This is a genomic window from Ruegeria sp. AL12 (assembly GCF_056540885.1).
The window spans coordinates 78936-100954 of sequence record NZ_JBQFXN010000008.1 but is presented as its reverse complement, the minus strand read 5'-3'; the positions used below and the strand labels follow the sequence as shown (position 1 = coordinate 100954).

At 58.0% G+C, this 22019-nt stretch carries 22 protein-coding genes; 11 read left to right on the top strand and 11 right to left on the bottom strand.

Going from position 1 to position 22019, the window contains the following annotated elements:
• Positions 1–8: 8 nt before the first annotated feature.
• From mnmG to ACR0C6_RS17390, 4 genes are read left to right on the top strand one after another with little or no spacing between them, the layout of a single operon-like run.
• Entirely contained in the window at positions 9–1877 is a 1869-nt protein-coding gene (gene mnmG / locus ACR0C6_RS17405) for a tRNA uridine-5-carboxymethylaminomethyl(34) synthesis enzyme MnmG (protein ID WP_480620426.1), read from the top strand.
• Positions 1874–2494, top strand: coding sequence for a 16S rRNA (guanine(527)-N(7))-methyltransferase RsmG (gene rsmG / locus ACR0C6_RS17400; RefSeq protein ID WP_480446505.1), 621 nt, complete (start codon positions 1874–1876; stop codon positions 2492–2494). The genes mnmG and rsmG overlap by 4 nt, the downstream gene beginning before the upstream one ends.
• Complete coding sequence (locus ACR0C6_RS17395) at positions 2487–3290, top strand: ParA family protein (RefSeq protein WP_152459610.1); 804 nt, start codon at positions 2487–2489, stop codon at positions 3288–3290. The genes rsmG and ACR0C6_RS17395 overlap by 8 nt, the downstream gene beginning before the upstream one ends.
• A 20-nt stretch (positions 3291–3310) precedes the next feature.
• Positions 3311–4207 carry a ParB/RepB/Spo0J family partition protein gene (locus tag ACR0C6_RS17390; RefSeq protein WP_480446507.1) on the top strand — a complete coding sequence of 299 codons (897 nt, stop codon included), beginning with the start codon at positions 3311–3313 and terminating at the stop codon, positions 4205–4207.
• On the opposite strand, the gene ACR0C6_RS17385 is transcribed toward ACR0C6_RS17390, so the two are convergent.
• Genes ACR0C6_RS17385 through rph form a run of 4 tightly spaced genes read right to left on the bottom strand, consistent with a single transcriptional unit; the run spans position 4197 to position 7021 of the window.
• Positions 4197–4550, bottom strand: coding sequence for a YbaN family protein (locus ACR0C6_RS17385; protein WP_152459608.1), 354 nt, complete (start codon positions 4548–4550; stop codon positions 4197–4199). The genes ACR0C6_RS17390 and ACR0C6_RS17385 overlap by 11 nt on opposite strands.
• Positions 4551–4552: 2 nt before the next feature.
• A complete protein-coding gene (gene hemW, locus ACR0C6_RS17380; protein WP_480620424.1) occupies positions 4553–5707 on the bottom strand; it encodes a radical SAM family heme chaperone HemW in 1155 nt (384 codons plus the stop codon).
• Entirely contained in the window at positions 5697–6311 is a 615-nt protein-coding gene (rdgB, locus tag ACR0C6_RS17375; protein WP_480446509.1) for an RdgB/HAM1 family non-canonical purine NTP pyrophosphatase, read from the bottom strand. The genes hemW and rdgB overlap by 11 nt, the downstream gene beginning before the upstream one ends.
• The gene (gene rph / locus ACR0C6_RS17370) at positions 6308–7021 is read right to left on the bottom strand and encodes a ribonuclease PH (protein WP_425079459.1); all 714 of its coding nucleotides are present in this window, start codon (positions 7019–7021) and stop codon (positions 6308–6310) included. The genes rdgB and rph overlap by 4 nt, the downstream gene beginning before the upstream one ends.
• A 112-nt stretch (positions 7022–7133) precedes the next feature.
• On the opposite strand from rph, the gene hrcA reads away from it, so the two are divergent.
• Both hrcA and ACR0C6_RS17360 read left to right on the top strand, forming a co-directional pair.
• Entirely contained in the window at positions 7134–8198 is a 1065-nt protein-coding gene (gene hrcA / locus ACR0C6_RS17365) for a heat-inducible transcriptional repressor HrcA (protein WP_152459604.1), read from the top strand.
• A 10-nt stretch (positions 8199–8208) separates the two neighbouring features.
• Positions 8209–8772 (top strand): nucleotide exchange factor GrpE, encoded by a 564-nt coding sequence (locus ACR0C6_RS17360; protein WP_171116719.1) that lies wholly within the window; start codon positions 8209–8211, stop codon positions 8770–8772.
• Between the two features lie 58 nt (positions 8773–8830).
• On the opposite strand, the gene mutS is transcribed toward ACR0C6_RS17360, so the two are convergent.
• On the bottom strand, positions 8831–11443 hold the full coding sequence (gene mutS / locus ACR0C6_RS17355) for a DNA mismatch repair protein MutS (protein WP_480620462.1): 2613 nt from the start codon (positions 11441–11443) through the stop codon (positions 8831–8833).
• A 161-nt stretch (positions 11444–11604) separates the two neighbouring features.
• Between mutS and ACR0C6_RS17350 the strand changes: the two genes are divergently transcribed.
• Positions 11605–13860: an NADP-dependent malic enzyme gene (locus tag ACR0C6_RS17350; RefSeq protein ID WP_171230141.1), complete on the top strand. Its 2256-nt coding sequence runs from the start codon at positions 11605–11607 to the stop codon at positions 13858–13860.
• Positions 13861–13863: 3 nt separating this feature from the next.
• Positions 13864–14736, top strand: a complete 873-nt coding sequence (locus ACR0C6_RS17345; RefSeq protein ID WP_480620422.1) for a ribokinase — start codon at positions 13864–13866, stop codon at positions 14734–14736.
• Here ACR0C6_RS17345 and msrA read toward each other — a convergent pair.
• The 4 genes from msrA to ACR0C6_RS17325 all read right to left on the bottom strand — a co-directional run bounded on the left by msrA (position 14733) and on the right by ACR0C6_RS17325 (position 17619).
• Complete coding sequence (msrA, locus tag ACR0C6_RS17340; RefSeq protein ID WP_480620420.1) at positions 14733–15404, bottom strand: peptide-methionine (S)-S-oxide reductase MsrA; 672 nt, start codon at positions 15402–15404, stop codon at positions 14733–14735. The genes ACR0C6_RS17345 and msrA overlap by 4 nt on opposite strands.
• Before the next feature lie 190 nt (positions 15405–15594).
• Entirely contained in the window at positions 15595–15876 is a 282-nt protein-coding gene (locus tag ACR0C6_RS17335; protein WP_152459599.1) for an SCP2 sterol-binding domain-containing protein, read from the bottom strand.
• A 79-nt stretch (positions 15877–15955) separates the two neighbouring features.
• On the bottom strand, positions 15956–16360 hold the full coding sequence (locus ACR0C6_RS17330) for a DUF1810 domain-containing protein (RefSeq protein WP_480446713.1): 405 nt from the start codon (positions 16358–16360) through the stop codon (positions 15956–15958).
• A 32-nt stretch (positions 16361–16392) separates the two neighbouring features.
• Positions 16393–17619, bottom strand: a complete 1227-nt coding sequence (locus ACR0C6_RS17325; RefSeq protein ID WP_152459598.1) for an argininosuccinate synthase — start codon at positions 17617–17619, stop codon at positions 16393–16395.
• Between the two features lie 201 nt (positions 17620–17820).
• Between ACR0C6_RS17325 and ACR0C6_RS17320 the strand changes: the two genes are divergently transcribed.
• Complete coding sequence (locus ACR0C6_RS17320; protein ID WP_480620418.1) at positions 17821–18528, top strand: hypothetical protein; 708 nt, start codon at positions 17821–17823, stop codon at positions 18526–18528.
• Between the two features lie 58 nt (positions 18529–18586).
• Entirely contained in the window at positions 18587–19813 is a 1227-nt protein-coding gene (gene ilvA / locus ACR0C6_RS17315; RefSeq protein ID WP_480620416.1) for a threonine ammonia-lyase IlvA, read from the top strand.
• Here ilvA and ACR0C6_RS17310 read toward each other — a convergent pair.
• Positions 19810–20139, bottom strand: a complete 330-nt coding sequence (locus ACR0C6_RS17310; RefSeq protein WP_170345824.1) for an Hpt domain-containing protein — start codon at positions 20137–20139, stop codon at positions 19810–19812. The genes ilvA and ACR0C6_RS17310 overlap by 4 nt on opposite strands.
• Positions 20140–20302: 163 nt before the next feature.
• On the opposite strand from ACR0C6_RS17310, the gene ACR0C6_RS17305 reads away from it, so the two are divergent.
• Positions 20303–21577, top strand: a complete 1275-nt coding sequence (locus ACR0C6_RS17305; protein WP_171233540.1) for a PP2C family protein-serine/threonine phosphatase — start codon at positions 20303–20305, stop codon at positions 21575–21577.
• On the opposite strand, the gene ACR0C6_RS17300 is transcribed toward ACR0C6_RS17305, so the two are convergent.
• Positions 21574–22017, bottom strand: coding sequence for an NUDIX hydrolase (locus ACR0C6_RS17300; protein ID WP_171230133.1), 444 nt, complete (start codon positions 22015–22017; stop codon positions 21574–21576). The two genes, ACR0C6_RS17305 and ACR0C6_RS17300, sit on opposite strands and share 4 nt — an antisense overlap.
• Positions 22018–22019 lie beyond the last annotated feature (2 nt).

Here is a 22019-nt window from a genome sequence, read left to right as displayed (position 1 = left end):
TGTTTCACGTGAAACATTCGAAGTTTGATGTCATCGTCATCGGCGCGGGTCACGCCGGAACCGAGGCCGCCCATGCATCAGCCAGAATGGGCGCAACAACTGCGCTTGTAACGCTGTCTGCAACGGACATTGGCGTCATGTCCTGCAATCCAGCGATTGGCGGTTTGGGGAAAGGCCATCTTGTGCGAGAGATTGACGCCTTGGATGGCGTCATGGGTCGCGTGGCGGATCAGGCCGGCATTCAGTTTCGGCTATTGAACCGTCGTAAAGGGCCAGCCGTTCAGGGGCCGAGAGCGCAGGCGGATCGCGCCCTTTACCGTCTTGCCATGCAACAGGTAACAGAGAAACAGGATAACCTGTCTGTCGTTGTCGGCGAGGTTGTCGATTTTCTGATGAACGGCGAAAAAGTTGCAGGTGTTGTTCTTTCTGATGGATCAGAGCTTACCGCCCGCGCCGTTATTCTGACGTCCGGTACGTTTCTAAGGGGCGTCATCCATATCGGTGACGTGTCTCGCCCAGGCGGGAGAATGGGGGATCGGCCTTCCATCAAACTGGCTGAGCGGTTGGATGGATACGATCTTCCCATGGGGCGATTGAAAACCGGCACACCGCCGCGTCTGGATGGGCGAAGCATTGATTGGTCCGATCTTGAAAGGCAGGACGGCGACGATGAACCAGCCCTGTTTTCTTTCATGTCGAAATCCGTTGTCGCGCCCCAGATTTCTTGCGGAATTACGCATACAAATGCGCGAACACATGAGATCATTGCGGCAAATCTTTCGAAATCTGCCATGTATGGCGGTCACATCGATGGCGTAGGCCCGCGTTATTGCCCTTCGATCGAAGATAAGATCGTACGCTTCGCCGACAAGGAATCGCATCAAATCTTCCTTGAACCCGAAGGGGTCAACGACCACACAATCTATCCGAACGGCATATCGACATCTCTGCCCCAGGATGTTCAGCTGGACTATGTGCGGTCAATCAAAGGCTTGGAAAATGCAGAGATTCTGCAACCGGGATATGCGATTGAATACGACTATGTTGATCCGCGTGTCCTGAGCGCTTCTTTATCCTTGCCGGATGTTTCCGGACTATATCTAGCGGGCCAGATAAATGGGACCACAGGATATGAGGAAGCCGCGGCTCAGGGCATGGTGGCGGGCCTCAACGCGGCGTTGGAGACCCAAGGGCGGGAGCCCATCCATTTTACACGATCCGACAGTTACATAGGCGTAATGATCGACGATTTGACAACTCGAGGAGTTGCTGAACCTTACCGCATGTTCACGTCACGCGCGGAGTTCCGGCTATCTCTGCGCGCCGACAATGCTGATCAACGGCTGACACCAATTGGTTTGGAATTGGGGTGCGTCGGAGAAGAGCGCAAGGTACAGTTCGAAGATAAAATGCACCACCTTGAGAGTGTGAAGTCAAAGCTGACGAAACGGACTTATACGCCCAAGGAAGTTCTCGCTGCCGGTATAAACGTTAATCAGGACGGAAACCGGAGGGATGGGATGGCAATTCTGGCATTCCCTGATACCTCGTTTGAAGATTTGTTGCCTCTCGTTCCTGATTTGCAGGACGTCGACCCAAAAATCAGGCTCCAGATCGAGCGGGACGCCTTGTATGCCAACTACATTGCCAGGCAAAAGCGGGACGTCGAAGCAATGAAGCGGGATGAATCCTACGTTATCCCGCATGAGTTCGATTATTTTTCCTTGGACGGCCTGTCGTCGGAGATGAAACAGAAGCTGTCGCAAGCGAAGCCCGCAAATATCGCACAGGCAAGCCGTGTCGAGGGCGTCACGCCAGCAGCACTGACGCTTGTTCTGGCAAAACTACGCCGGGATCAAAGAGCTCGCCACGCATGAAGGTTGATTTTTCGAAGTTTGAAGACCTGAATGTTTCACGTGAAACATTCGATCGCCTCGTGACCTATGTTGATCTGGTGAAGCGCTGGAATCCCAAGATCAACCTCGTGTCTAAGAACAGTTTGGAGCATATCTGGGACCGGCATATTCTTGATTCCGTGCAAGTCTATCGGTGCGCTGACAGGTTTGACACCTGGGCAGACCTGGGAAGCGGAGGCGGATTCCCTGGTATGGTCTGCGCCATCATCGCCGCGGAAGAAAATCCAGGCGCCGCATTCAATATGATCGAGAGCGACCAGCGGAAATCAGCTTTCTTGCGCAGCGTTGCGCGGGAATGCGGCATAAAATGCACGGTGACTTCAAAAAGGATTGAATCGGTTGATCCTTTGGCTGCAAACATAGTTTCCGCCCGAGCGCTGGCTGACTTGCGCACCCTGTTGTCCTTTTGTGACAGGCATTTACACACCAACGGGACAGCGTTGTTGCCCAAAGGCGCAAATTGGAAAAAAGAGCTGGAAGACGCACGTGAGGAATGGAATTTCAAGGCTGAGGCGATTACAAGTTTAACTGAACCTCAAGCCGTTATCCTTAAGATAAATGGAGTATCACGTGGTTGATTTATCTCGACCTTCAGGGCCTCGGATAATTGCTGTTGCCAATCAGAAGGGCGGGGTCGGAAAAACAACCACAGCAATCAACCTTGCAGCAGGATTGGCCGAATCCGGGTGTCGGGTCCTGGTGGTTGACCTAGACCCGCAGGGGAACGCTTCGACGGGTTTGGGTGTCGAAGATCGAGACTGGACAACTTATGATCTGATCCTAGACGACGCGCCATTGGAAGCCGTCGTTCAGGAGACTGAAATCGAAGGTCTTTTCGTTGTTCCGGCGACCGTTGATCTGAGTTCCGCCGATATTGAACTGATCTCCAACGAAAAACGCAGCTATCTTTTGCATGATGCTTTGAGGCAGCCAGCCATAGATGCGTTTGAACTGGATTTTGTGCTTATCGACTGCCCGCCGTCCTTGAACTTGCTGACCGTGAATGCAATGGTTGCGTCGCATTCGGTGCTTGTGCCGTTGCAGAGCGAGTTCTTTGCCCTTGAAGGGCTTTCACAACTGATGCTGACGATTCGAGAGGTCCGCCAAACGGCGAACCCAGATCTGAGAATCGAAGGTATTGTGTTGACCATGTATGACAACCGCAACAACTTGTCCCGTCAGGTTGAAAAGGACGCGCGTGACAATCTGGGTGAGATGGTCTTTAAAACGAAGATACCCAGAAATGTGCGGGTCAGCGAAGCGCCGTCATATGCGCTGCCTGTTTTGCAATATGACTCGGGATCGCTTGGGGCCATGGCCTACCGGCATCTTGCTCGTGAGATCTTGCACAAGAACAATAAGACCGCTGCCTGAGCGGGAACGAGGAGGGCGACATGAGCGCCAAGAAAGCAAAGTCCAGAGGTTTGGGGCGGGGGTTGTCTGCCCTTATGGCGGATGTGAATCCTGAATCAGAAGGCCGGATTTCAACGGATGCACGCAGACCGGATCTGAAAGTCCCGATTGAAAAGCTGAAAGCCAACCCCAACCAGCCGCGCCGGACATTCATGCCCGAGCAGTTGGACGAGCTGGCAGCGTCGGTCAAGGAAAAAGGTATCATTCAGCCGTTGATCGTTCGCGCGACGGGGCCCGATGAATACGAAATCGTCGCGGGGGAACGCCGTTGGCGCGCGGCGCAGATGGCGCAGCTGCATGATATCCCGGTGATTGTACGCGATTTCGATGATACGGAAGTGTTGGAAGTTGCGATTATCGAAAACATCCAACGCGCGGATCTGAACGCGGTGGAAGAGGCCGCCGGCTACAAGCAGTTGATGGACCGGTTTGGTCACACGCAGGAAAAGCTTGCCGAGGCCCTGGGCAAAAGCCGCAGCCACATCGCAAATCTTTTGCGGCTTCTGTCCTTGCCGTTGGATGTGCAAACCCTTGTTATTGAAGGTAAATTATCCGCCGGGCACGCCAGGACACTGATTACGGCGGAAAATCCGTCGGAACTTGCGAAACAGATCGTCAAAGATGGCTTGTCGGTGCGCGCAACCGAGGCGTTGGTCAAAAAGCAGCTACAAGGCAGTGCCGAGCGTTCTACACCCCGCTCCAGAAATCTGGATGCCGGAAAGGATGCAGACACACGTGCCTTGGAAAAAGACCTGTCCGCGATCCTGGCGATGAAAGTGTCAATCAATCACAAGGCCGGAACGGAAACGGGACAAGTTGTTCTGACCTACGAAAACCTGGATCAGCTGGACGACTTGTGCGCCAAGCTCAGCCGTTAGGCCGTGACCAGATAAAGATCATGACACCGCCCAGCACAACCGCCTGAATGATCAACACGAAAAGCGGAGCGGACAACAAAACAGAGAGTCCGAAAACGGCGGCGATCGAGACGGTTGCCGCCTTTTTTGCGGCTGGGCGAATGGCGCCGGAGCTTTGCCAATCAAGAATCAGTGGCCCAAAAAGGTTATGGGTCACAAGCCAATTGTGCAGCCGCGAGGATGAACGGGCGAAGAAAAACGCCGCAAGCAGAAGAAAAGGCACCGTAGGAAGTAGGGGCAGGACAACCCCAACAGCTGCCATGGCAACACAAAGCAATCCCAGTCCGGCCCAAAGATACTGCATGCTCAGTCCAACAGCTCCCGGATGACTGCGTTCAATACGGCGCGCCCATCTGATGTGGCGATGAGGCGCCCGTTGCTGCGCCGAACCATGTTGATGTCGGTCAGATGATCTATGGCTTCAGAGGGAAGAGAGCGGCCAGACAAGGCTTGCCATCTGTCCATATCTAGTCCCTCAGCAATCCTCATACCCATCATAAGGTATTCATTTGCCTGATCTTCAACGGGCAACGCGCTGCGGTTCTTTTCACCATTGCCCTGATTGGCGGCATCAAGCCAACGCTGGGGGTTCAGATAGGTTTCGGTCGCGTATTTCTGACCATTCAGGGTAATCCTCCCATGGGCACCGGGGCCGATGCCCACATAATCGCCGTATCGCCAGTAAATCAGGTTGTGCTGCGATTCTGCGCCCGGTCGGGCATGGTTCGAAACTTCATAGGCCGGCAAGCCATGTGCTTCGCAGATTTCCTGCGTGGCCAGATACATGTCGGCGGTACTGTCATCTTCGGGCAGGCCACGTAACTTACCGACGGCGTATCGATCCCCAAAGGCCGTCCCGTCTTCGATCGTCAATTGATAGAGCGACAGGTGGTCGATGGCCATCGATAGCGCTTGGGTCAGCTCCTCTTGCCAGGCGTCCAGCGTCTGGTGTTGGCGCGCATAGATCAGGTCAAAGCTGACCCGGTTGAAACAGTTGCGGGCGATGTCAAAGGCGGCGCGGGCCTCTGCCACGGTGTGGATGCGGCCCAGCCGCCTCAGGTCTTCGTCATTCATCGCCTGAATGCCCATCGAAACCCGGTTCACGCCCGCATCGCGATAGGCGGCGAACCGCCCGGCCTCGACCGAACCGGGATTGGCCTCGAGCGTGATTTCCATGTCATTGGCGGGCCGCCACAGGGCGCGGGCGGTGTCGATCACGGCGGCCACGGTTTCAGGCGCCATCAGCGACGGGGTGCCGCCGCCAAAGAAGATCGTGTTCAGAACCCGATCTGGCGTTTCGGCGGCAGATCGGTGAAGTTCGGATAGATAGGCGTCAAGCCATTGTTTTTGATCAATATTCTTGGAAACATGGCTGTTGAAGTCGCAATAGGGGCATTTGGCCTCGCAAAAGGGCCAATGCACGTACAGGCCAAAGCCCCCGTTGCGCCAATCATCCGCCAAAGCAGCCTTTCACGAACATTTCCACCGCGCGACCGCGATGGCTGATCTTGTTCTTTTCCCAGCGATCCATCTCGGCAAAGGTAATGTCGTAGCCGTCGGGGACAAACATCGGGTCATAGCCGAACCCGTCCTTGCCGCGGATCGGCCAGACCAGATGACCGGGCGCGATGCCTTCGAACACTTCGTCGTGCCCGTCGGGCCAGGCCAGAACCAATGTGCAGCGGAATTGGGCCGTGCGGGGGTGCGGCGCGTTTTTTGCTTCAAGCTCATCATGGGCGCGGGTCATGGCCATCAGGAAATCGCGGCCATTTCCGGTTTCGGCCCAGTCGGCGGTGTACACGCCCGGCGCGCCGTCCAGCGCATCGATGGTGATCCCGGAATCGTCCGACAGGGCGGGCAGTCTGGTGGCCTGTGCGGCGGCGTGGGCCTTGATCCGGGCATTGCCGACAAATGTGTCCTCGGTCTCTTCCGGCTCGGGCAGGTCCATCTCGGCCGCGCCCACGACCGTCACGCCAAAGGGCTCGAGCAGATGGGCCATCTCCTCAAGCTTGCCTTTGTTGTGGGTGGCGACCAGCAACCTGTCGCCGTCGAACTTGCGGGTCATGCGGTGGCGGCCTTTTGCGCGGCCGCAAGTTCGGACACGCCTTTTTCCGCCAGATCCATCAGTTGATCCATTTGGGCGCGGCTGAAAACCGAGCCTTCGGCGCTCATCTGCACTTCGATCAGTTTGCCGGATCCGGTCATGATGAAGTTTCCATCTACGCCCGCTTCGCTGTCTTCGGGGTAATCAAGGTCCAGCACCGGCTGACCGGCGTAGATACCGCAAGACACGGCGGCAACCGGATCAACCAACGGGTCCGAGATCACGTCGCCTGCCTTCATCAGCTTGTTCACCGCCAGCCGCAGCGCGACCCAGCCGCCGGTGATCGAGGCGCAGCGGGTGCCGCCATCGGCCTGGATCACATCACAGTCCACGGTGATCTGACGCTCGCCCAGAGCAACCCGATCAACGCCGGCGCGCAGGGCGCGGCCGATCAGGCGCTGGATTTCGACCGTGCGGCCCCCTTGTTTGCCCGCGGCCGCCTCGCGCCGCATCCGCGTATTGGTGGCACGGGGCAGCATGCCGTATTCGGCTGTGACCCATCCCAGGCCCGAGCCCTTGATAAACGGCGGCACGCGATCTTCGATCGTGGCGGTGCACAGAACATGCGTGTCGCCCATTTTGATCAGGCAGGAACCTTCGGCATGTTTCGTGACTCCCGTCTCGATTGAAACGGCGCGCATTTCACTTAAATCTCTTCCAGAGGGTCGCATCGGAATTCCTTTGTTTGCTGGGTTGGGGATAACGCCCCGCAGCGTTACGATGCAACCCCGATTGACCTTTCATTTGCCTGCTATTTAATGACGAACGAGCAGGGGAAGACGGATGAGCGAAGCGAGCAAGATTCTGGACGAGATGAACGACCGGTCACGAGAAGTGTTCCGGCTGATAGTCGAGAGCTATCTGGAAAGCGGAGAGCCCGTCGGCAGCCGTACTTTGACGCGTACGTTGTCAGAAAAAGTCAGCGCTGCAACCGTCCGCAATGTGATGCAGGATCTGGAGTTTCTGGGCCTTCTGGATAGCCCCCATGTCAGCGCCGGCCGAATCCCGACGCAGCAAGGCCTGCGAATGTTTGTGGACGGATTGCTTGAGGTCGGTGACCTGGGTGCCGATGACCGGCAGAAACTGGAGCAGACATTAGGCTCTAACACAGGTGATGTTGGTGGAATGCTGGACCGTGTCGGCTCTGCCTTGTCGAACGTTACACAAGGAGCCTCGCTGGTTCTGACGCCCAAGCATGAATCGGAAATCAAACATATCGAATTTGTTTCTCTGGGCCATGATCGGGCTTTGGTGGTTTTGGTTTTCTCGGACGGACATGTGGAAAACCGGCTGTTCACGCCGCCACCCGGGCAAACGCCCAGTTCCATGCGCGAGGCCGCGAATTTCCTGAACGCACTTATCGAGGGGCGGACACTCAGCGAAGTGCGGCGGCAAATGCAGACGCAGATCGATGCGCGCAAGCAGGAAATCGACACTCTGGCCCGTGAGATGGTCGAAAGCGGAATGGCCGTCTGGGACGGAGACGGAAGCGACTCGGCCCGTTTGATCGTGCGCGGGCGCGCGAATCTGTTGAACGAACCCGGTCAGGCCGAGGAACTTGACCGTATCCGCACCCTGTTCGATGACCTTGAGCGCAAGCGAGACATCGCCGAATTCCTTGAATTGACCGAAGAAGGCGAGGGTGTGCGCATTTTTATCGGGTCTGAGAACAAACTTTTCTCACTTTCGGGTTCCTCTTTGGTGGTGTCTCCTTATATGAACGCTGATCGAAAGATAATCGGTGCGGTGGGGGTTATCGGACCCACACGTCTGAATTATGGGCGGATCGTACCGATCGTGGATTATACGGCGCAACTGGTCGGCAAACTGATATCCGACCGGAGCTAGAGGGTAAAAGATGGCAGAGCCGAAGAACGAAGATTTTCTGGATGATATCGCAACCGCCGAGGCCGAAGAGCTGGCCGAAGAGCTGATGGATATCAGCGAAGAAGAACTGGAACTGGACGCGCTGCGGGCCGAACGGGATGACTATAAAGACAAGTTCATGCGCGCGCTGGCGGATGCCGAAAACATGCGCAAGCGCAGCGACAAGGCGCGCCGCGATGCGGAACAGTATGGCGGGTCCAAGCTGGCCCGCGATATGCTGCCCGTCTATGACAACATGAAGCGCGCCCTTGAAGCTGCGACGGATGAGCAAAAAGAAGTGGCTGCTGGTTTGCTGGAAGGCGTCGAATTGACCATGCGCGCATTGAAGGACGTGTTCCAGAAGCATGGAATCGAAGTGATCACACCCGAAGTGGGCGACCGGTTTGATCCGAACGTGCATGAGGCCATGTTCGAGGCACCTGTTCCCGGAACCAAGGCAGGAGATATCATTCAGGTATCCGCCGAAGGGTTTATGTTGCACGATCGTCTGCTGCGCCCGGCGCAGGTGGGCGTGTCGTCAACCCCGGCAAGCTGATACGCGCCCAAGGGCGCGTGCCTTCGGCGAGAGTATTTGGGAAAAGATGAAGGGGCGGTCAGGATTTGGCCGCCTCTTTCAGTTTGTAGATCAGATCGAGGGCTTCGCGCGGGGTCAGGTCGTCCGGCAGGATCTGGTCCAGCATATCGGTTACGGGCGACGCCTTCGGGACCGGCTGCGGGGGCGGCGCGGCGGAAAACAGCGGCAGATCGTCGATCAGCACCTTCTGCTTGCCGCCTTCGCGTTCCGTTTTCTCCAACTGGTCCAGAACCACGCGGGCGCGTTCGACCACGGATGCGGGCAGCCCGGCCAATTGCGCGACCTGCACGCCATAGGAGCGGTCGGCGGCGCCCTTGTGGACCTCGTGCAGGAATATCACCTCGCCGTCCCATTCCTTGACCGCGACAGTGGCGTTTTCGACGCCCTCCAGCTTGCCGGCCAGCGCGGTCAGCTCGTGGTAATGGGTGGCGAACAGCGCACGGCTGCGGTTGGCGCCGTGCAGATGTTCCAGCGTGGCCCAGGCGATGGACAGGCCGTCATAGGTGGCGGTGCCGCGCCCGATTTCATCGAGGATCACCAGCGCCCGGTCATCGGCCTGGTTGAGGATGGCCGCGGTTTCGACCATCTCGACCATGAATGTCGACCGGCCCCGCGCCAGATCGTCAGAGGCGCCCACGCGGCTGAAAAGCTGGCTGACCACGCCGATATGAGCCTGCTCGGCCGGGACGTAGCTGCCCATCTGGGCCAACAGGGAGATCAGCGCATTCTGGCGCAGGAAGGTCGATTTACCGGCCATGTTCGGGCCGGTCAGCAGCCAGATGGCGGCGCCGTCCTCGGCGCTGAGGTCGCAGTCATTGGCGATGAAGGCATCACCGGACTGCTGGCGCAGCGCGTGCTCCACCACCGGGTGGCGGCCCGCGACGATATCAAAGGCGCGCGAGCCGTCCACCTGTGGGCGGCACCAGTTCTCTCCCCGCGCCAGATCGGCCAGCGCGGTGGTCAGGTCCAGCTCGGCCAGCCCGCGCGCAGCCTGATTGATGCGGGCGGCTTGCGCCAGAATCTCATCAGAAAGCCTTTGATAGAGCCGCTTTTCGATCTCCAATGCCAAATTGCCGGCGTTCAGGATGCGGGTTTCGATCTCGCTGAGTTCAACTGTGGTGAACCGCACCTGGTTGGCGGTGGTCTGGCGGTGGATATAGGTCTCGCTGAAGGGCGGGTTCAGCATCTTTTCGGCATGGGTGGCCGTGGTTTCGATGAAATAGCCCAGCACGTTGTTGTGCTTGATTTTCAGCGAGGCGATGCCGGTATGTTCCGCATATTTCTGCTGAAACCCGGCAATGACCGAGCGGCCTTCGTCACGCAGGGTGCGGGCCTCGTCCAGTTCGGCGTCAAAGCCCGGCGCGATGAAGCCGCCATCGCGCGCCAGCAGCGGCGGGTCGGCGACCAGCGCCTGATCCAGCAGGTCGAGCAGTTCGTCGAAGCCCACGAGGTTCTGCGCCGCGGTCGCCAGAAGCACCGGCAGGTCCTGACCGGCACAGATCTCGGCAATTGCCTGCGCCTGCGCCAGCCCGTTGCGGATGGCGGCAAAGTCGCGCGGGCCGCCTCGGTCCAGCGACAGGCGCGACAGGGCGCGGTCCAGATCGGGCGTCTTGCGCAGCGCCTCGCGCAGATCGGCGGTGATCAGGCTGTCCCGGGCGGCAAAATCGACCGCGTCCAGCCGCGCATGGATCACATCCAGGTTGCGCGAGGGGCTGGACAGGCGTTGTTCCAGCAGGCGCGCACCGCCCGGGGTTACGGTTCGGTCCACCACCGACAGCAGCGATCCGGCCCGCCCGCCGGACAAAGACCGTGTCAGTTCCAGGTTGCGGCGGGTGGCCGCGTCGATCTGCACGACGCGATCTTCGGATTCTTTCAGCGGCGTTTGCAACAGGGGCAATTTGCCCTTCTGCGTGATCTCCAGATAATCGATCAGCGCGCCCATCGCGGACACTTCGGCGCGTCCAAAGCTTCCGAACGCGTCCAGCGCGCCCACGTGAAACAACCCGCAGATGCGTTTTTCAGCCGCCGTGCTGTCAAAACTCGCCCGTCCGACAGGGGTGAGAGAAATACCCAAATCGCGGACCGGCTCATTCAGTTTTTCCTGCACGCTGTCTGCCACGATCAGTTCCGACGGGGCCAGCCGGGCCAGCTCGGGGCTCAGCCGGACCGAGGTCAGCGGCATCACATGAAACGCCCCGGTCGATATGTCCGCCCAGGCCAGCGCGGCCTCGTCGCGCACCTCGGCATAGGCGGCCAGAAAGTTGTGGCGGCGCGCCTCCAGCAGGGCGTCCTCGGTCAGGGTGCCGGGGGTGACAAGGCGCACCACATCGCGCTTTACCACCGATTTAGAGCCTCTTTTCTTGGCCTCGGCCGGGCTTTCCATCTGTTCGCAGACGGCGACGCGAAAGCCCTTGCGGATCAGTGTCAGCAGATAGCCTTCGGCCGAATGCACCGGCACTCCGCACATCGGAATATCTTCGCCATTGTGTTTGCCGCGTTTGGTCAGGGCGATGTCCAGCGCCTCGGCGGCGTTCACGGCGTCTTCAAAGAACATCTCGTAGAAATCGCCCATGCGGTAGAACAGCAGGGCATCCGCGTGGGCTTCTTTGATTTCCAGATATTGCGCCATCATCGGCGTGACGTTGGACAAGGCTGCTCCCCTCTGGCGTATTCCGGCGCGACCTTACAAACCCGGCCCCTGCGACGAAAGGTGAAAACGTATTGTCGTTGAGACGCGCCTTTGCCTGCGCTATGAGGCAAAAGCCCAACAGATGTAAAGAAACGACATATCCGATGCCCAAAGCGAAGATCACCAAAGAAGAGGCGCTGGCCTTTCACCTCGACCCGACCCCCGGCAAGTGGGAGGTGCAGGCCACCGTCCCGATGACCACGCAGCGGGATCTGTCATTGGCCTACAGCCCGGGTGTGGCCGTCCCATGTGAAGCCATCGCCGAGGCGCCGGAAACCGCGTATGACTATACCAACAAGGGCAATCTGGTTGCTGTGATCTCGAACGGGACGGCGGTTCTGGGTCTTGGCAACCTTGGCGCGCTGGGCTCGAAACCGGTGATGGAGGGGAAATCCGTTCTGTTCAAGCGGTTCGCCGACGTGAACTCGATCGATATCGAGCTGGACACCGAAGATCCGGATGAATTCTGCCGCGCGGTGCGACTGATGGGGCCGACCTTCGGCGGCATCAATCTGGAAGACATCAAGGCGCCTGAATGTTTCATCATCGAACAGCGCCTGAAGGAAGAGATGGACATCCCCGTCTTTCACGACGACCAGCACGGCACGGCCGTGATCTGCGCGGCCGGGTTGATCAACGCACTGCATATCTCGGGCAAGAAGATCGAGGATGTGAAGATCGTTCTGAACGGGGCCGGGGCGGCGGGGATCGCCTGTATCGAATTGCTCAAGGCGATGGGCGCCCGCCATGAAAACTGCATCGTCTGCGACACAAAGGGCGTGATCTATCAGGGCCGTACCGAGGGCATGAACCAGTGGAAATCGGCACATGCGATCACCACGGATCTGCGGACTCTGGAAGAGGCCATGAAGGGCGCGGACGTGTTTCTGGGCGTGTCGGTCAAGGGCGCGGTCACGCAGGAGATGGTCGCAAGCATGGCCGACAATCCGGTGATCTTCGCCATGGCCAATCCCGATCCGGAAATCACCCCGGAAGAGGCGCACGAGGTCCGTGTGGACGCCATCGTGGCGACCGGGCGCAGCGATTATCCAAACCAGGTCAACAACGTTCTGGGCTTTCCCTATTTGTTCCGCGGCGCGCTGGACATTCACGCCCGCGCCATCAATGACGAGATGAAGATCGCCTGTGCCCATGCGCTGGCCAATCTCGCGCGCGAAGACGTGCCGGATGAGGTCGCGATGGCTTATGGCAAATCGCTGACCTTCGGGCGCGACTACATCATTCCCACGCCGTTTGATCCGCGCCTGATCCACCGTATCCCGCCCGCTGTTGCCAAGGCGGGAATGGATACCGGCGCGGCCCGCCGTCCGATCATCGACATGGACGCATATGAGCTGAGCCTGAAGTCCCGGATGGACCCGACCGCAAGCATCCTACGCGGGCTGAATGCCCGGGCGCGACAGGCGCAAAGCCGCATGATTTTTGCCGAGGGCGATGATCCCCGCGTGCTGCGTGCCGCCGTCATGTACCAACGTTCAGGCTTTGGTAAGGCGCTCGTGGTCGGTCGGGCGGATGATGTTAAAGACAAACTGGAAGCCACCGGTCTTGGCGATGCTGTGCGGGAAATCGAGGTTGTGAACGCTGCCAACACCGCGCATCTCGAGACCTATTCGAATTTCCTCTATGAGCGTTTGCAGCGTAAAGGCTTTGACCGCAAGGATATTCACCGACTGGCAGCGCGGGACCGCCATGTGTTCTCATCCCTGATGCTGGCCCATGGCCACGGAGACGGGTTGGTCACAGGTGCAACACGAAAATCGGCACACGTAATTGATCGTATCAATCATGTGTTCGATGCCGATGCCGCCCATGGTGCTGCCGGTGTGACGGCACTTCTGCATAAAGGCCGGATCGTTCTGATCGGTGATACACTGGTGCATGAATGGCCGGACGAAAACGATTTGGCTAACATTGCCGAACGTTCCGCTGCAGTGGCCCGACATATGGGTCTGGAGCCCCGGGTTGCTTTTGTCAGCTTCTCGACATTTGGATACCCGGTTTCGGAACGTGCCGAGAAGATGCACCGAGCGCCGGCGGTTCTGGACCAGCGCGGCGTCGATTTCGAGTATGAGGGCGAAATGACAGTGGATGTTGCCCTGAACGTGGATCAGCAGGCGGCTTATCCGTTTTCCCGCCTGACTGGGCCTGCGAACATCCTGATCGTTCCTGCGCGGCACTCAGCGTCGATTTCGACCAAGCTGATGCAGGAAATGGGAGGTGCCACCGTTATCGGGCCGATCCTGTCGGGCGTCGACAAGCCGATTCAGATTTGCTCGACCGTCTCAACCGCGAACGATATTCTGAACATGGCCATTCTGGCCTCGTGCGACATCGGATAAACCATGACAATATGGAACCTCGGCTCGATCAACGCGGATATGGTCTATGACTTGCCGCATCTGCCTGCGCCAGGGGAAACTCTGGCCGCCCACGGGCTGGACCGGTTCCTTGGCGGAAAAGGTGCCAATATGTCGGTGGCGGCTGCGAGGGCCGGATCTCGCGTCAGCCATATCGGCGCCGTCGGGCATGATGGGCGCTGGGCGAAGGATCGACTGACGGAATATGGCGTGGACACACGCTATATCTCTGAGGTGAATCTGCCGACGGGGCATGCGATCATTGCGGTGGACGCCGAGGGTGAGAACCTGATCATCCTCTATCCGGGGGCCAACCACGCCTTGGATATCAGCCATCTGGGGCAGGCGCTGTCATCGGCAAGCACCGGTGATCTGCTGATCTTGCAGAATGAAACCAACGCACAGGTCGAAGCCGCGCAGTTGGGGCGTAAACTTGGATTGACCGTATGTTACGCCGCCGCACCGTTTCAGGCACAGGCGGTTCAGGCGGTTTTGCCCTATCTGGATTTCCTGATCCTGAACGAGATCGAGGCCGAACAATTGCGGCAGGAAACCGGGATGGGTGCGGCTGATCTGCTCGTGCGGCATGTCATTGTCACGCTGGGCTCAAAAGGTGCCAGGTATTTGCAGCAGGGCAATGACCCGGTAGAATTTTCGGCTCACAAGGTGCAGGCCGTGGATACCACCGGGGCAGGTGATACTTTTACCGGTTACGTGCTGGCTGGAATGGATCGCGGAATGCCGATGGAACAGGCCATTCTGCAAGCGAACCGCGCCGCTGCCTTGATGGTCACGCGGCACGGGACCGCGGATGTCATTCCCGATCTGAGAGAAGTGCGCGACGCGACCTTCGATTAAGAACCGGCAAAAGGCGCATCTGAACCCCAAAGCTGTTTGACACGCGCGTCACGGCCACAGGCTTTGCGATATGCTTTATAGGCGTTTTGCTGACGTTTGGGCCCAAAGCGGGTAAAGATCAGCTTGTTCCCTTTGTAGTAATCCTGATGATAGGCCTCGGCAGGGTAAAACGTGCCCGCGTTCAGGATCGGGGTGACCACCTTTTGGCCCAATGCCCGCTCTGCGTCTTTCTTCGCCTGTTCCGCCAACGCCTTTTCGCCTGGGTTAGAGACGAAAATTGCGGTTCGATAGCTGTCGCCCCGGTCGCAGAACTGACCACCGGCATCCGTGGGGTCAACCGAGCGGAAGAACATGTTCAGAAGCGTTTCACGTGACACCCGGGCCGGATCGAAAGTGATCTGAACCGCTTCATAATGGCCGGTTCCACCTTTGGAGACCTGATCATAGGTGGGGTTGGCGGATTTGCCGCCGGTATAGCCCGACACGGCCGCAACAACGCCCGGCACCGATTCAAAATCGGACTCGACACACCAGAAACAGCCTCCCGCAACTGTCAGCGTTTCGGTCCCTGCCGCGGGGGCGGGCAGAGCGCGTAACATCGCAGCCAGCGTGATCAGGGTGAACAGAATGGCCGGTTTGAAGGCATCCAGAAAAGCGGTTCGCGACATGTCGGGTCTCCTTTCGGCACCAAGGTGACCCGAACCCGAAGGACATTCAATTGCCTGACATCTGATGTCACGGGCTGGTGAGGCAAGTTTATCGGCGGCGGATTTCGGAGAGAAACCTTGCGCAGGCCGTCTTGTCGGTGGGACAGGGCGCTCTAGCGAGGTGGAATTCCGCGATCAACCTGCCTTCGGATTAACCCAGAAGCTGCCCCAGTTTCATCGCAACGCCCATATTGCCCGAGATTTTGAGCTTGCCCAAAGCGACACCTGTCATCGGGTTCAGTTTTCCGGTCAGAAGCTTGGTCAGGTTGTCCTGCGAGATGCGGATCGTGCAATCCGTTTCCTGGTCCTGTGTCGATGCCTGACTGTCGGCCAGAACAATCACGCCGTCCTCGCCACAATCGAACTTCAACGAGCCGTCAAAGGTTTTGCCGTTCAGGCCTTTTTGAATTTCGTCGGCGATATGCTGAAGCATCCGGGTTCCTTTCGCAGTTTCCGAATGCGTAAAACGTCAGGTATCGAACAGGCAAGGCTGACCCGACTGGAACTTCCGATCACGAAGCGCCAAGGCTCTGAACGGTTCGCGCGCAGGGCTCGCCATCGTAGAAAGCGTCAAGAATTGCCTGAAACTCGACCGGAGCATCTGCCACCGAGGAAAACAATGTCATTGAAGAGCGAAGTTTTTTCGCGTCAACCCCACCCAGAATGTCGCTGGCATCGCGCCCCTGATGCAGCAACATCAACGAGGCCGCTTGCGTCAGACGGTGGCGCAGTACCGGGTGGTTCAGATAGCGCGTGGCTTCATCCAGATCTTCGATGCCGTAAAGCTGCGCCATATGGGACTGGCCCAGCTCGGCCAGTTGCGGAAACACGAACCACATCCAGTGGCTGGTCTTCTGCCCCTGTTCCAGTTCGCGCAGGACATCGGCCCAGACCGTGTCCTGCGCTTCGATGAACATTTCCAGTTCGTCGTTCAGACCGTCATCTTCGGTCACTTGGACAACCGCTTGTCGCGCGCGGCCAGCAGTTTCAGCCGCAACGCGTTCAGTTGGATGAAGCCCGCGGCGTCTTTCTGATCATAGGCACCCGCGTCTTCTTCGAAGGTCACATGCGCCTCGGAATACAGCGAGTGATCCGACCAGCGGCCCACGGTCGAGGCCAGACCCTTGTACAGCTTCACGCGGACGGTGCCGGTGACGTGTTCCTGGCTCTTGTCGATGGCGGCTTGCAGCATTTCACGTTCAGGCGAGTACCAGAAGCCGTTGTAGATCAGTTCCGCATATTGCGGCATCAACTGGTCCTTCAGATGCATCGCGCCGCGGTCCATGGTGATGGATTCGATGCCACGATGCGCCTCAAGCAGGATGGTGCCGCCGGGAGTTTCGTAGATGCCGCGCGACTTCATACCGACAAAGCGACCTTCAACAAGGTCCAGACGGCCGATGCCGTGCTTGCCGCCATATTCGTTCAGCTTGGTCAGGATGGTCGCGGGGCTCATCGCCTCGCCATTGATGCTGACCGCGTCGCCTTTTTCAAAGCCGATCTCGATGAATTCAGGCTGATCGGGCGCGTCCTCGGGATGGACGGTGCGCTGATAGACATAGTCGGGCGCCATATCGGCGGGGTCTTCCAGAACCTTGCCCTCGGACGAGGTGTGCAGCAGGTTGGCATCGACCGAAAACGGCGCCTCGCCGCGCTTGTCCTTGGCAATCGGGATCTGGTTCTGTTCGGCGAATTCCAGCAGCTTGGTGCGGCTGGTCAGATCCCATTCACGCCAGGGTGCAATCACTTTGATGTCGGGGTTCAGCGCATAGGCCGCCAGTTCGAACCGCACCTGATCGTTGCCCTTGCCGGTCGCACCATGGGCCACGGCGTCAGCGCCGGTGGCTTCGGCGATTTCGACCAGACGTTTCGAAATCAGGGGGCGCGCGATGGATGTGCCCAAAAGGTACAGACCCTCGTACTGCGCATTGGCGCGGAACATCGGGAAGACGAAGTCGCGCACGAATTCTTCGCGGATATCCTCGATATAGATGTTCTCGGGCTTGATCCCCAGCAGCTCGGCCTTTTTGCGAGCGGGCTCCAGCTCTTCACCCTGACCCAGGTCGGCGGTGAAGGTGACGACCTCACAACCATATTCGGTCTGCAACCATTTCAGAATGATCGAGGTATCAAGGCCACCGGAATAGGCCAGAACAACTTTCTTGGGCGCGGACATCTGACTTCCCCTTATGCGTAGAACGATTGGCCCCTAGCGGGTTTTGCGCGCGGGGGCAAGTTGTGAGGATTGACGCAGTACCTGAATTGGGGTGAAACGGGTGCAGAGAATAACAAGCATTGATTGAAGGGGCGGTTTCAAATGTTGGGATGGCAGATTTTCTTGCATTCTGTGCGGATGGTATTTGGAAACATCAAGCAGGTGCTACAGATTACGGTTGGTCCTGCTCTTATTGCGACAATCATCATCGTGGGCGTGTTCTGGGCGCTTGGTATTCCGCTTGAGGCGCTTGAAGACAACGCAGGCGCGTTGCCGTCAGGTGCAACCGCAGGTTCAGCCTTTGTTTTTGCGGTCGTTTTGCTGGCGGTAATGTCCGTCACGATGTTCTGGATTGCGGTGTCATGGCACCGCTTCATCCTGTTGGAAGAGTATCCCACGGGAATACTCCCGACATTCCGCTTCGACAGGATTCTTGCCTATTTCGGTCGCTTTCTGATGTTGGGGGTTTTGATGGTGATCGCTTATATCCCCATGGGTCTGGTCGCTGCTGCACTAGGCGAAAGCCTTGCGGTGCTTTCGACCATTTTGGTGATTGTTTACACTTTTTTTCTGGTCGTGTGCTTCTATCGCCTGTCAATTATTCTGCCCGCGGCGGCGATAGGAAATCCCATATCGATCGGTGAGGCATGGAACAACACATCCGGGGTCAGTGGTGCAATCTTGTTGCTGCTGCTTGTCGCCCTCCTGTTCCAGATTCTGGTGCAGCTGGCTTTCACCCTTCTGGCAATAATACCGGTGCTGGGTGTATTGCTGACCGTGTTCTTTGGCACGCTCATTCTGCCGATGATCAATGTCAGTATCCTGACCACGATGTACGGAATCTTCATCGAAAAACGCGAACTGTCCTGAGCGGCGTACACATATGTATTCCTTGCCCTTGCCGCGATGATGGGGCAGGGAAATCGACATGACTGATTTCATGACCCGCGCCCGCGCTGCCGAACAGGCGATGCGCACCGTGTTTCCGGCAACACCGTTGCAGCGGAATGCGCATCTGTCTGACCGTTATGGGGCCGATATCTGGCTCAAGCGCGAAGACCTCAGCCCAGTGCGGTCTTACAAGATCCGTGGTGCGTTCAATGCCATGCGCAAGCAGCAGGGGCAGGACCTGTTCGTCTGTGCCAGTGCTGGCAACCACGCGCAGGGTGTGGCGTTCATGTGCAAGCATCTGGAGGTGCGCGGTGTGATCTTCATGCCGGTCACGACGCCGCAGCAGAAAATCCAAAAGACCCGCATTTTCGGCGGCGACAATATCGAGATCCACCTGACTGGCGACTATTTCGACGATACTCTGGCCGCCGCGCAAGCATGGTGCGCGCAGCAGGGCGGGTATTTCCTGTCACCCTTCGATGACGCTGATGTCATTGAAGGCCAGGCCTCGTTGGCGGTCGAGATCGAAGAGCAAATGGGAGGCGTGCCGGATCACGTCGTTTTGCCGGTTGGCGGCGGCGGCATGTCCTCGGGCGTGGCCACATGGTTCGGGGATCGCAGCCATTGTCTGTTTGTCGAACCGGCCGGAGGTGCCTGTCTGCGCGCTGCTTTGGCTGCGGGCCATCCGGTCTCGCTGGATCATGTGGATACCTTCGTCGATGGCGCAGCGGTTGGACGGATCGGTGAGAAACCGTTTGAATTGCTGAAGTCTCGCCATCTGTCGGATGTGCTGGTTCTGTCCGAGGACCGAATCTGCACCACCATGATCGAGATGCTGAATGTCGAAGGCATCGTTCTGGAGCCCGCCGGCGCGCTGGCGATCGAAGCGGTGGGCGATATCCAAAGCTTTGTGCGGGGCAAGACCGTGGTCTGCGTGACATCCGGTGGCAATTTCGATTTTGAACGCCTGCCCGAGGTCAAAGAACGCGCCCAACGCTATTCCGGGGTGAAGAAGTATTTCATCCTGCGCCTGCCGCAGCGCCCCGGCGCGCTGAAGGAGTTTCTGGGTATTCTCGGCCCCGAGGACGATATCGCCCGCTTCGAATACATGAAAAAATCGGCGCGCAATTTTGGTTCGGTCCTGATCGGGATTGAAACCCGCAAGCCTGAAAACTTCATGCGTCTATTTGCGCATCTGGATGAGGCAGGGTTCACCTACACCGACATAACCGAAGACGAAACGCTGGCGCAGTTCGTGATTTAATCCAGATTCTGGCGCAGCTCAGCCTCGAATTTCTGTTTCGAGCTGTCAAATACGGCCAGAATAGCGGGCAGATCGACATCCTCGCCCTGACCCGCGGCCGCCTGCCGTTCGCCGTCCTGACAGAGTTTCGAGAACTGGTCGAATCCAAGACTGAGCGCGCTGCCCTTCAGGAAATGCAGATTCTGTTCCAGCTCGGACCGGCTTGTATCCTGATGCAGGCGGGCGATGACCTCCTGCACTTCTTCCAGAAAGATGTCGACCACCTCATCAAACTCATCCGGGCCAACCTCGTCCCGCAATTGTCGGACTCTGCCCCAGTGGATCATACTGCGTCACCTGCCGTTGAACATGCGTTTCCAAGAATAGGCAACACCAGTAAAAACCGGGTTAACGGCCAAGCGGGATTGCGGCCTTCGGTCTTCACCGGATGTTAAAACCGTCGCCACTAGGATCGCCCAGTGTGAATGAACGCATCAGGTCAGAGGGTAAATGGTGCCAAGGGCGAGTCTTGAGGAAACCAGATCAGATCTGGATTTCGGCGCGATCCGTAAAGTGCTGGTGGTTGATGACAGCCGTCTGCAGCGGCGCATCCTGGTCGCATCGCTCAGAAAATGGGGCTTTGAGGTGGTCGAGGCCGATACGGGCGATGCCGCCCTGGCGCATTGTCTGGACGATCCGCCCGATCTTGTTCTCAGCGATTGGGTCATGCCGGGGATGAGCGGGCTTGAGTTTTGCAACGCGTTTCGCGCCCTGGATACCGATCAATATTGTTATTTCATCCTTCTGACTTCCAAAAGTGAAAAGCAGGAGGTTGCGCGCGGACTGGATGCCGGGGCAGACGATTTTCTGATCAAACCCCTGGAGGCGGATGAGTTGCGGGCGCGCATATCCGCAGGCGCGCGCATTCTGGACATGCAGCGCGAGCTTTCGCAGAAAAACCGCCTGATCGAATCCGCGCTCGAAGAACTCAGGCTGGCGCATGACGCGATCGATAAGGACCTCATTCAAGCCCGAAAAATCCAGGAATCGCTGGTTCCGGAATTTACGCGGAGCTTTGGAAAATCCCGGGTCAGCCTGTTGTTGAAACCCTGCGGTCATATCGGAGGAGACCTTGTTGGCATGTTCTCGCCCGGGGTCAATCGGCTGGGGTTCTACAGCATAGATGTATCCGGGCATGGCATCACCTCGGCCATGATGACGGCGCGTCTGGGCGGTTATCTTTCCAGCAAGCATTTCGATCAAAACGTCGCAATGGAGAAGAGGTTCAACAAATTCTACGCTCTGCTGCCACCGGAAGACGTCGCAAGCATGCTCAATTCCCGATTGATGGCGGATGAAGGGATCGAGGAATATTTCACGATGGTCTACGCCATTGTGGATCTTCGAAACGGGCACCTCAAGATGGTGCAGGCCGGGCATCCGCATCCGCTTCTGCTGCGGCAGGATGGCAGCACTGAATTTCTGGGTGATGGCGGGTTGCCGATCGGGCTGATCGAAGATGCGAGTTTTCAGCAAATCGAGATTCACATGAAACCCGGCGACAAACTGTTGGTGTATTCGGACGGATTTACCGAATGTCAGCTTGCCGAAGGCGGTTTGCTGGAGGAAGACGGTTTGCGACAGATGGCCCAGCAGTGCATTTCTGAAAAGGGTGGGTCGGAGTTTCTGGACGACATGTTCTGGCGATTGACCCAGGAGATTTCGCCCAAAGATGGCATTGGGGATGACGTATCCGCCGTTTTCTTTGAATATAACGGGTCTTAAAGCAAACTGAGATGCATTTCCGCAAAGTGCCGGTCACCGTCATTGCCCAGCAATTCAACGGCATCGGCGGCTTCCATCCACAGTGCTTCGTGGAATGCCTCGCTCGGCGGGCCTTTGCGGCGTACGGGACGGGCGCGGTAGATCAGGCAGACCTTTTCGGCCCACAGATCGTATTCGGGCATATAGGTGAACCGGCGAAAAGCGCCGATGCGACGCGGGTTGGCAACATGCCACCCGGTTTCTTCATAGACTTCGCGATGCAAGGCCGAAATCGGTGATTCGCCCGGATCGATGCCTCCACCCGGCAATTGCAGATCCGGGCCCGGTTCGGTCTGACAGGTCAACAGCAATTGGCCGCCACGTGGCAAAAGGGCATATACGCCAACCCTTCGGGTGTATTTCCGCCCCGTCTCGGGGGTTTCACCGAACCGCCTGATCATGT

Excerpts from the sequence above, each read along its gene's own strand:
- rsmG (WP_480446505.1), top strand. The coding sequence starts at position 1,874 with ATGAAGGTTGATTTTTCGAAGTTTGAAGACCTGAATGTTTCACGTGAA.
- ACR0C6_RS17390 (WP_480446507.1), top strand. The coding sequence starts at position 3,311 with ATGAGCGCCAAGAAAGCAAAGTCCAGAGGTTTGGGGCGGGGGTTGTCT.
- ACR0C6_RS17385 (WP_152459608.1), bottom strand. The coding sequence starts at position 4,550 with ATGCAGTATCTTTGGGCCGGACTGGGATTGCTTTGTGTTGCCATGGCA.
- rdgB (WP_480446509.1), bottom strand. The coding sequence starts at position 6,311 with ATGACCCGCAAGTTCGACGGCGACAGGTTGCTGGTCGCCACCCACAAC.
- rph (WP_425079459.1), bottom strand. The coding sequence starts at position 7,021 with ATGCGACCCTCTGGAAGAGATTTAAGTGAAATGCGCGCCGTTTCAATC.
- hrcA (WP_152459604.1), top strand. The coding sequence starts at position 7,134 with ATGAGCGAAGCGAGCAAGATTCTGGACGAGATGAACGACCGGTCACGA.
- ACR0C6_RS17360 (WP_171116719.1), top strand. The coding sequence starts at position 8,209 with ATGGCAGAGCCGAAGAACGAAGATTTTCTGGATGATATCGCAACCGCC.
- mutS (WP_480620462.1), bottom strand. The coding sequence starts at position 11,443 with ATGATGGCGCAATATCTGGAAATCAAAGAAGCCCACGCGGATGCCCTG.
- ACR0C6_RS17350 (WP_171230141.1), top strand. The coding sequence starts at position 11,605 with ATGCCCAAAGCGAAGATCACCAAAGAAGAGGCGCTGGCCTTTCACCTC.
- ACR0C6_RS17345 (WP_480620422.1), top strand. The coding sequence starts at position 13,864 with ATGACAATATGGAACCTCGGCTCGATCAACGCGGATATGGTCTATGAC.
- msrA (WP_480620420.1), bottom strand. The coding sequence starts at position 15,404 with ATGTCGCGAACCGCTTTTCTGGATGCCTTCAAACCGGCCATTCTGTTC.
- ACR0C6_RS17335 (WP_152459599.1), bottom strand. The coding sequence starts at position 15,876 with ATGCTTCAGCATATCGCCGACGAAATTCAAAAAGGCCTGAACGGCAAA.
- ACR0C6_RS17330 (WP_480446713.1), bottom strand. The coding sequence starts at position 16,360 with ATGTTCATCGAAGCGCAGGACACGGTCTGGGCCGATGTCCTGCGCGAA.
- ACR0C6_RS17325 (WP_152459598.1), bottom strand. The coding sequence starts at position 17,619 with ATGTCCGCGCCCAAGAAAGTTGTTCTGGCCTATTCCGGTGGCCTTGAT.
- ilvA (WP_480620416.1), top strand. The coding sequence starts at position 18,587 with ATGACTGATTTCATGACCCGCGCCCGCGCTGCCGAACAGGCGATGCGC.
- ACR0C6_RS17310 (WP_170345824.1), bottom strand. The coding sequence starts at position 20,139 with ATGATCCACTGGGGCAGAGTCCGACAATTGCGGGACGAGGTTGGCCCG.
- ACR0C6_RS17305 (WP_171233540.1), top strand. The coding sequence starts at position 20,303 with ATGGTGCCAAGGGCGAGTCTTGAGGAAACCAGATCAGATCTGGATTTC.
- ACR0C6_RS17300 (WP_171230133.1), bottom strand. The coding sequence starts at position 22,017 with ATGATCAGGCGGTTCGGTGAAACCCCCGAGACGGGGCGGAAATACACC.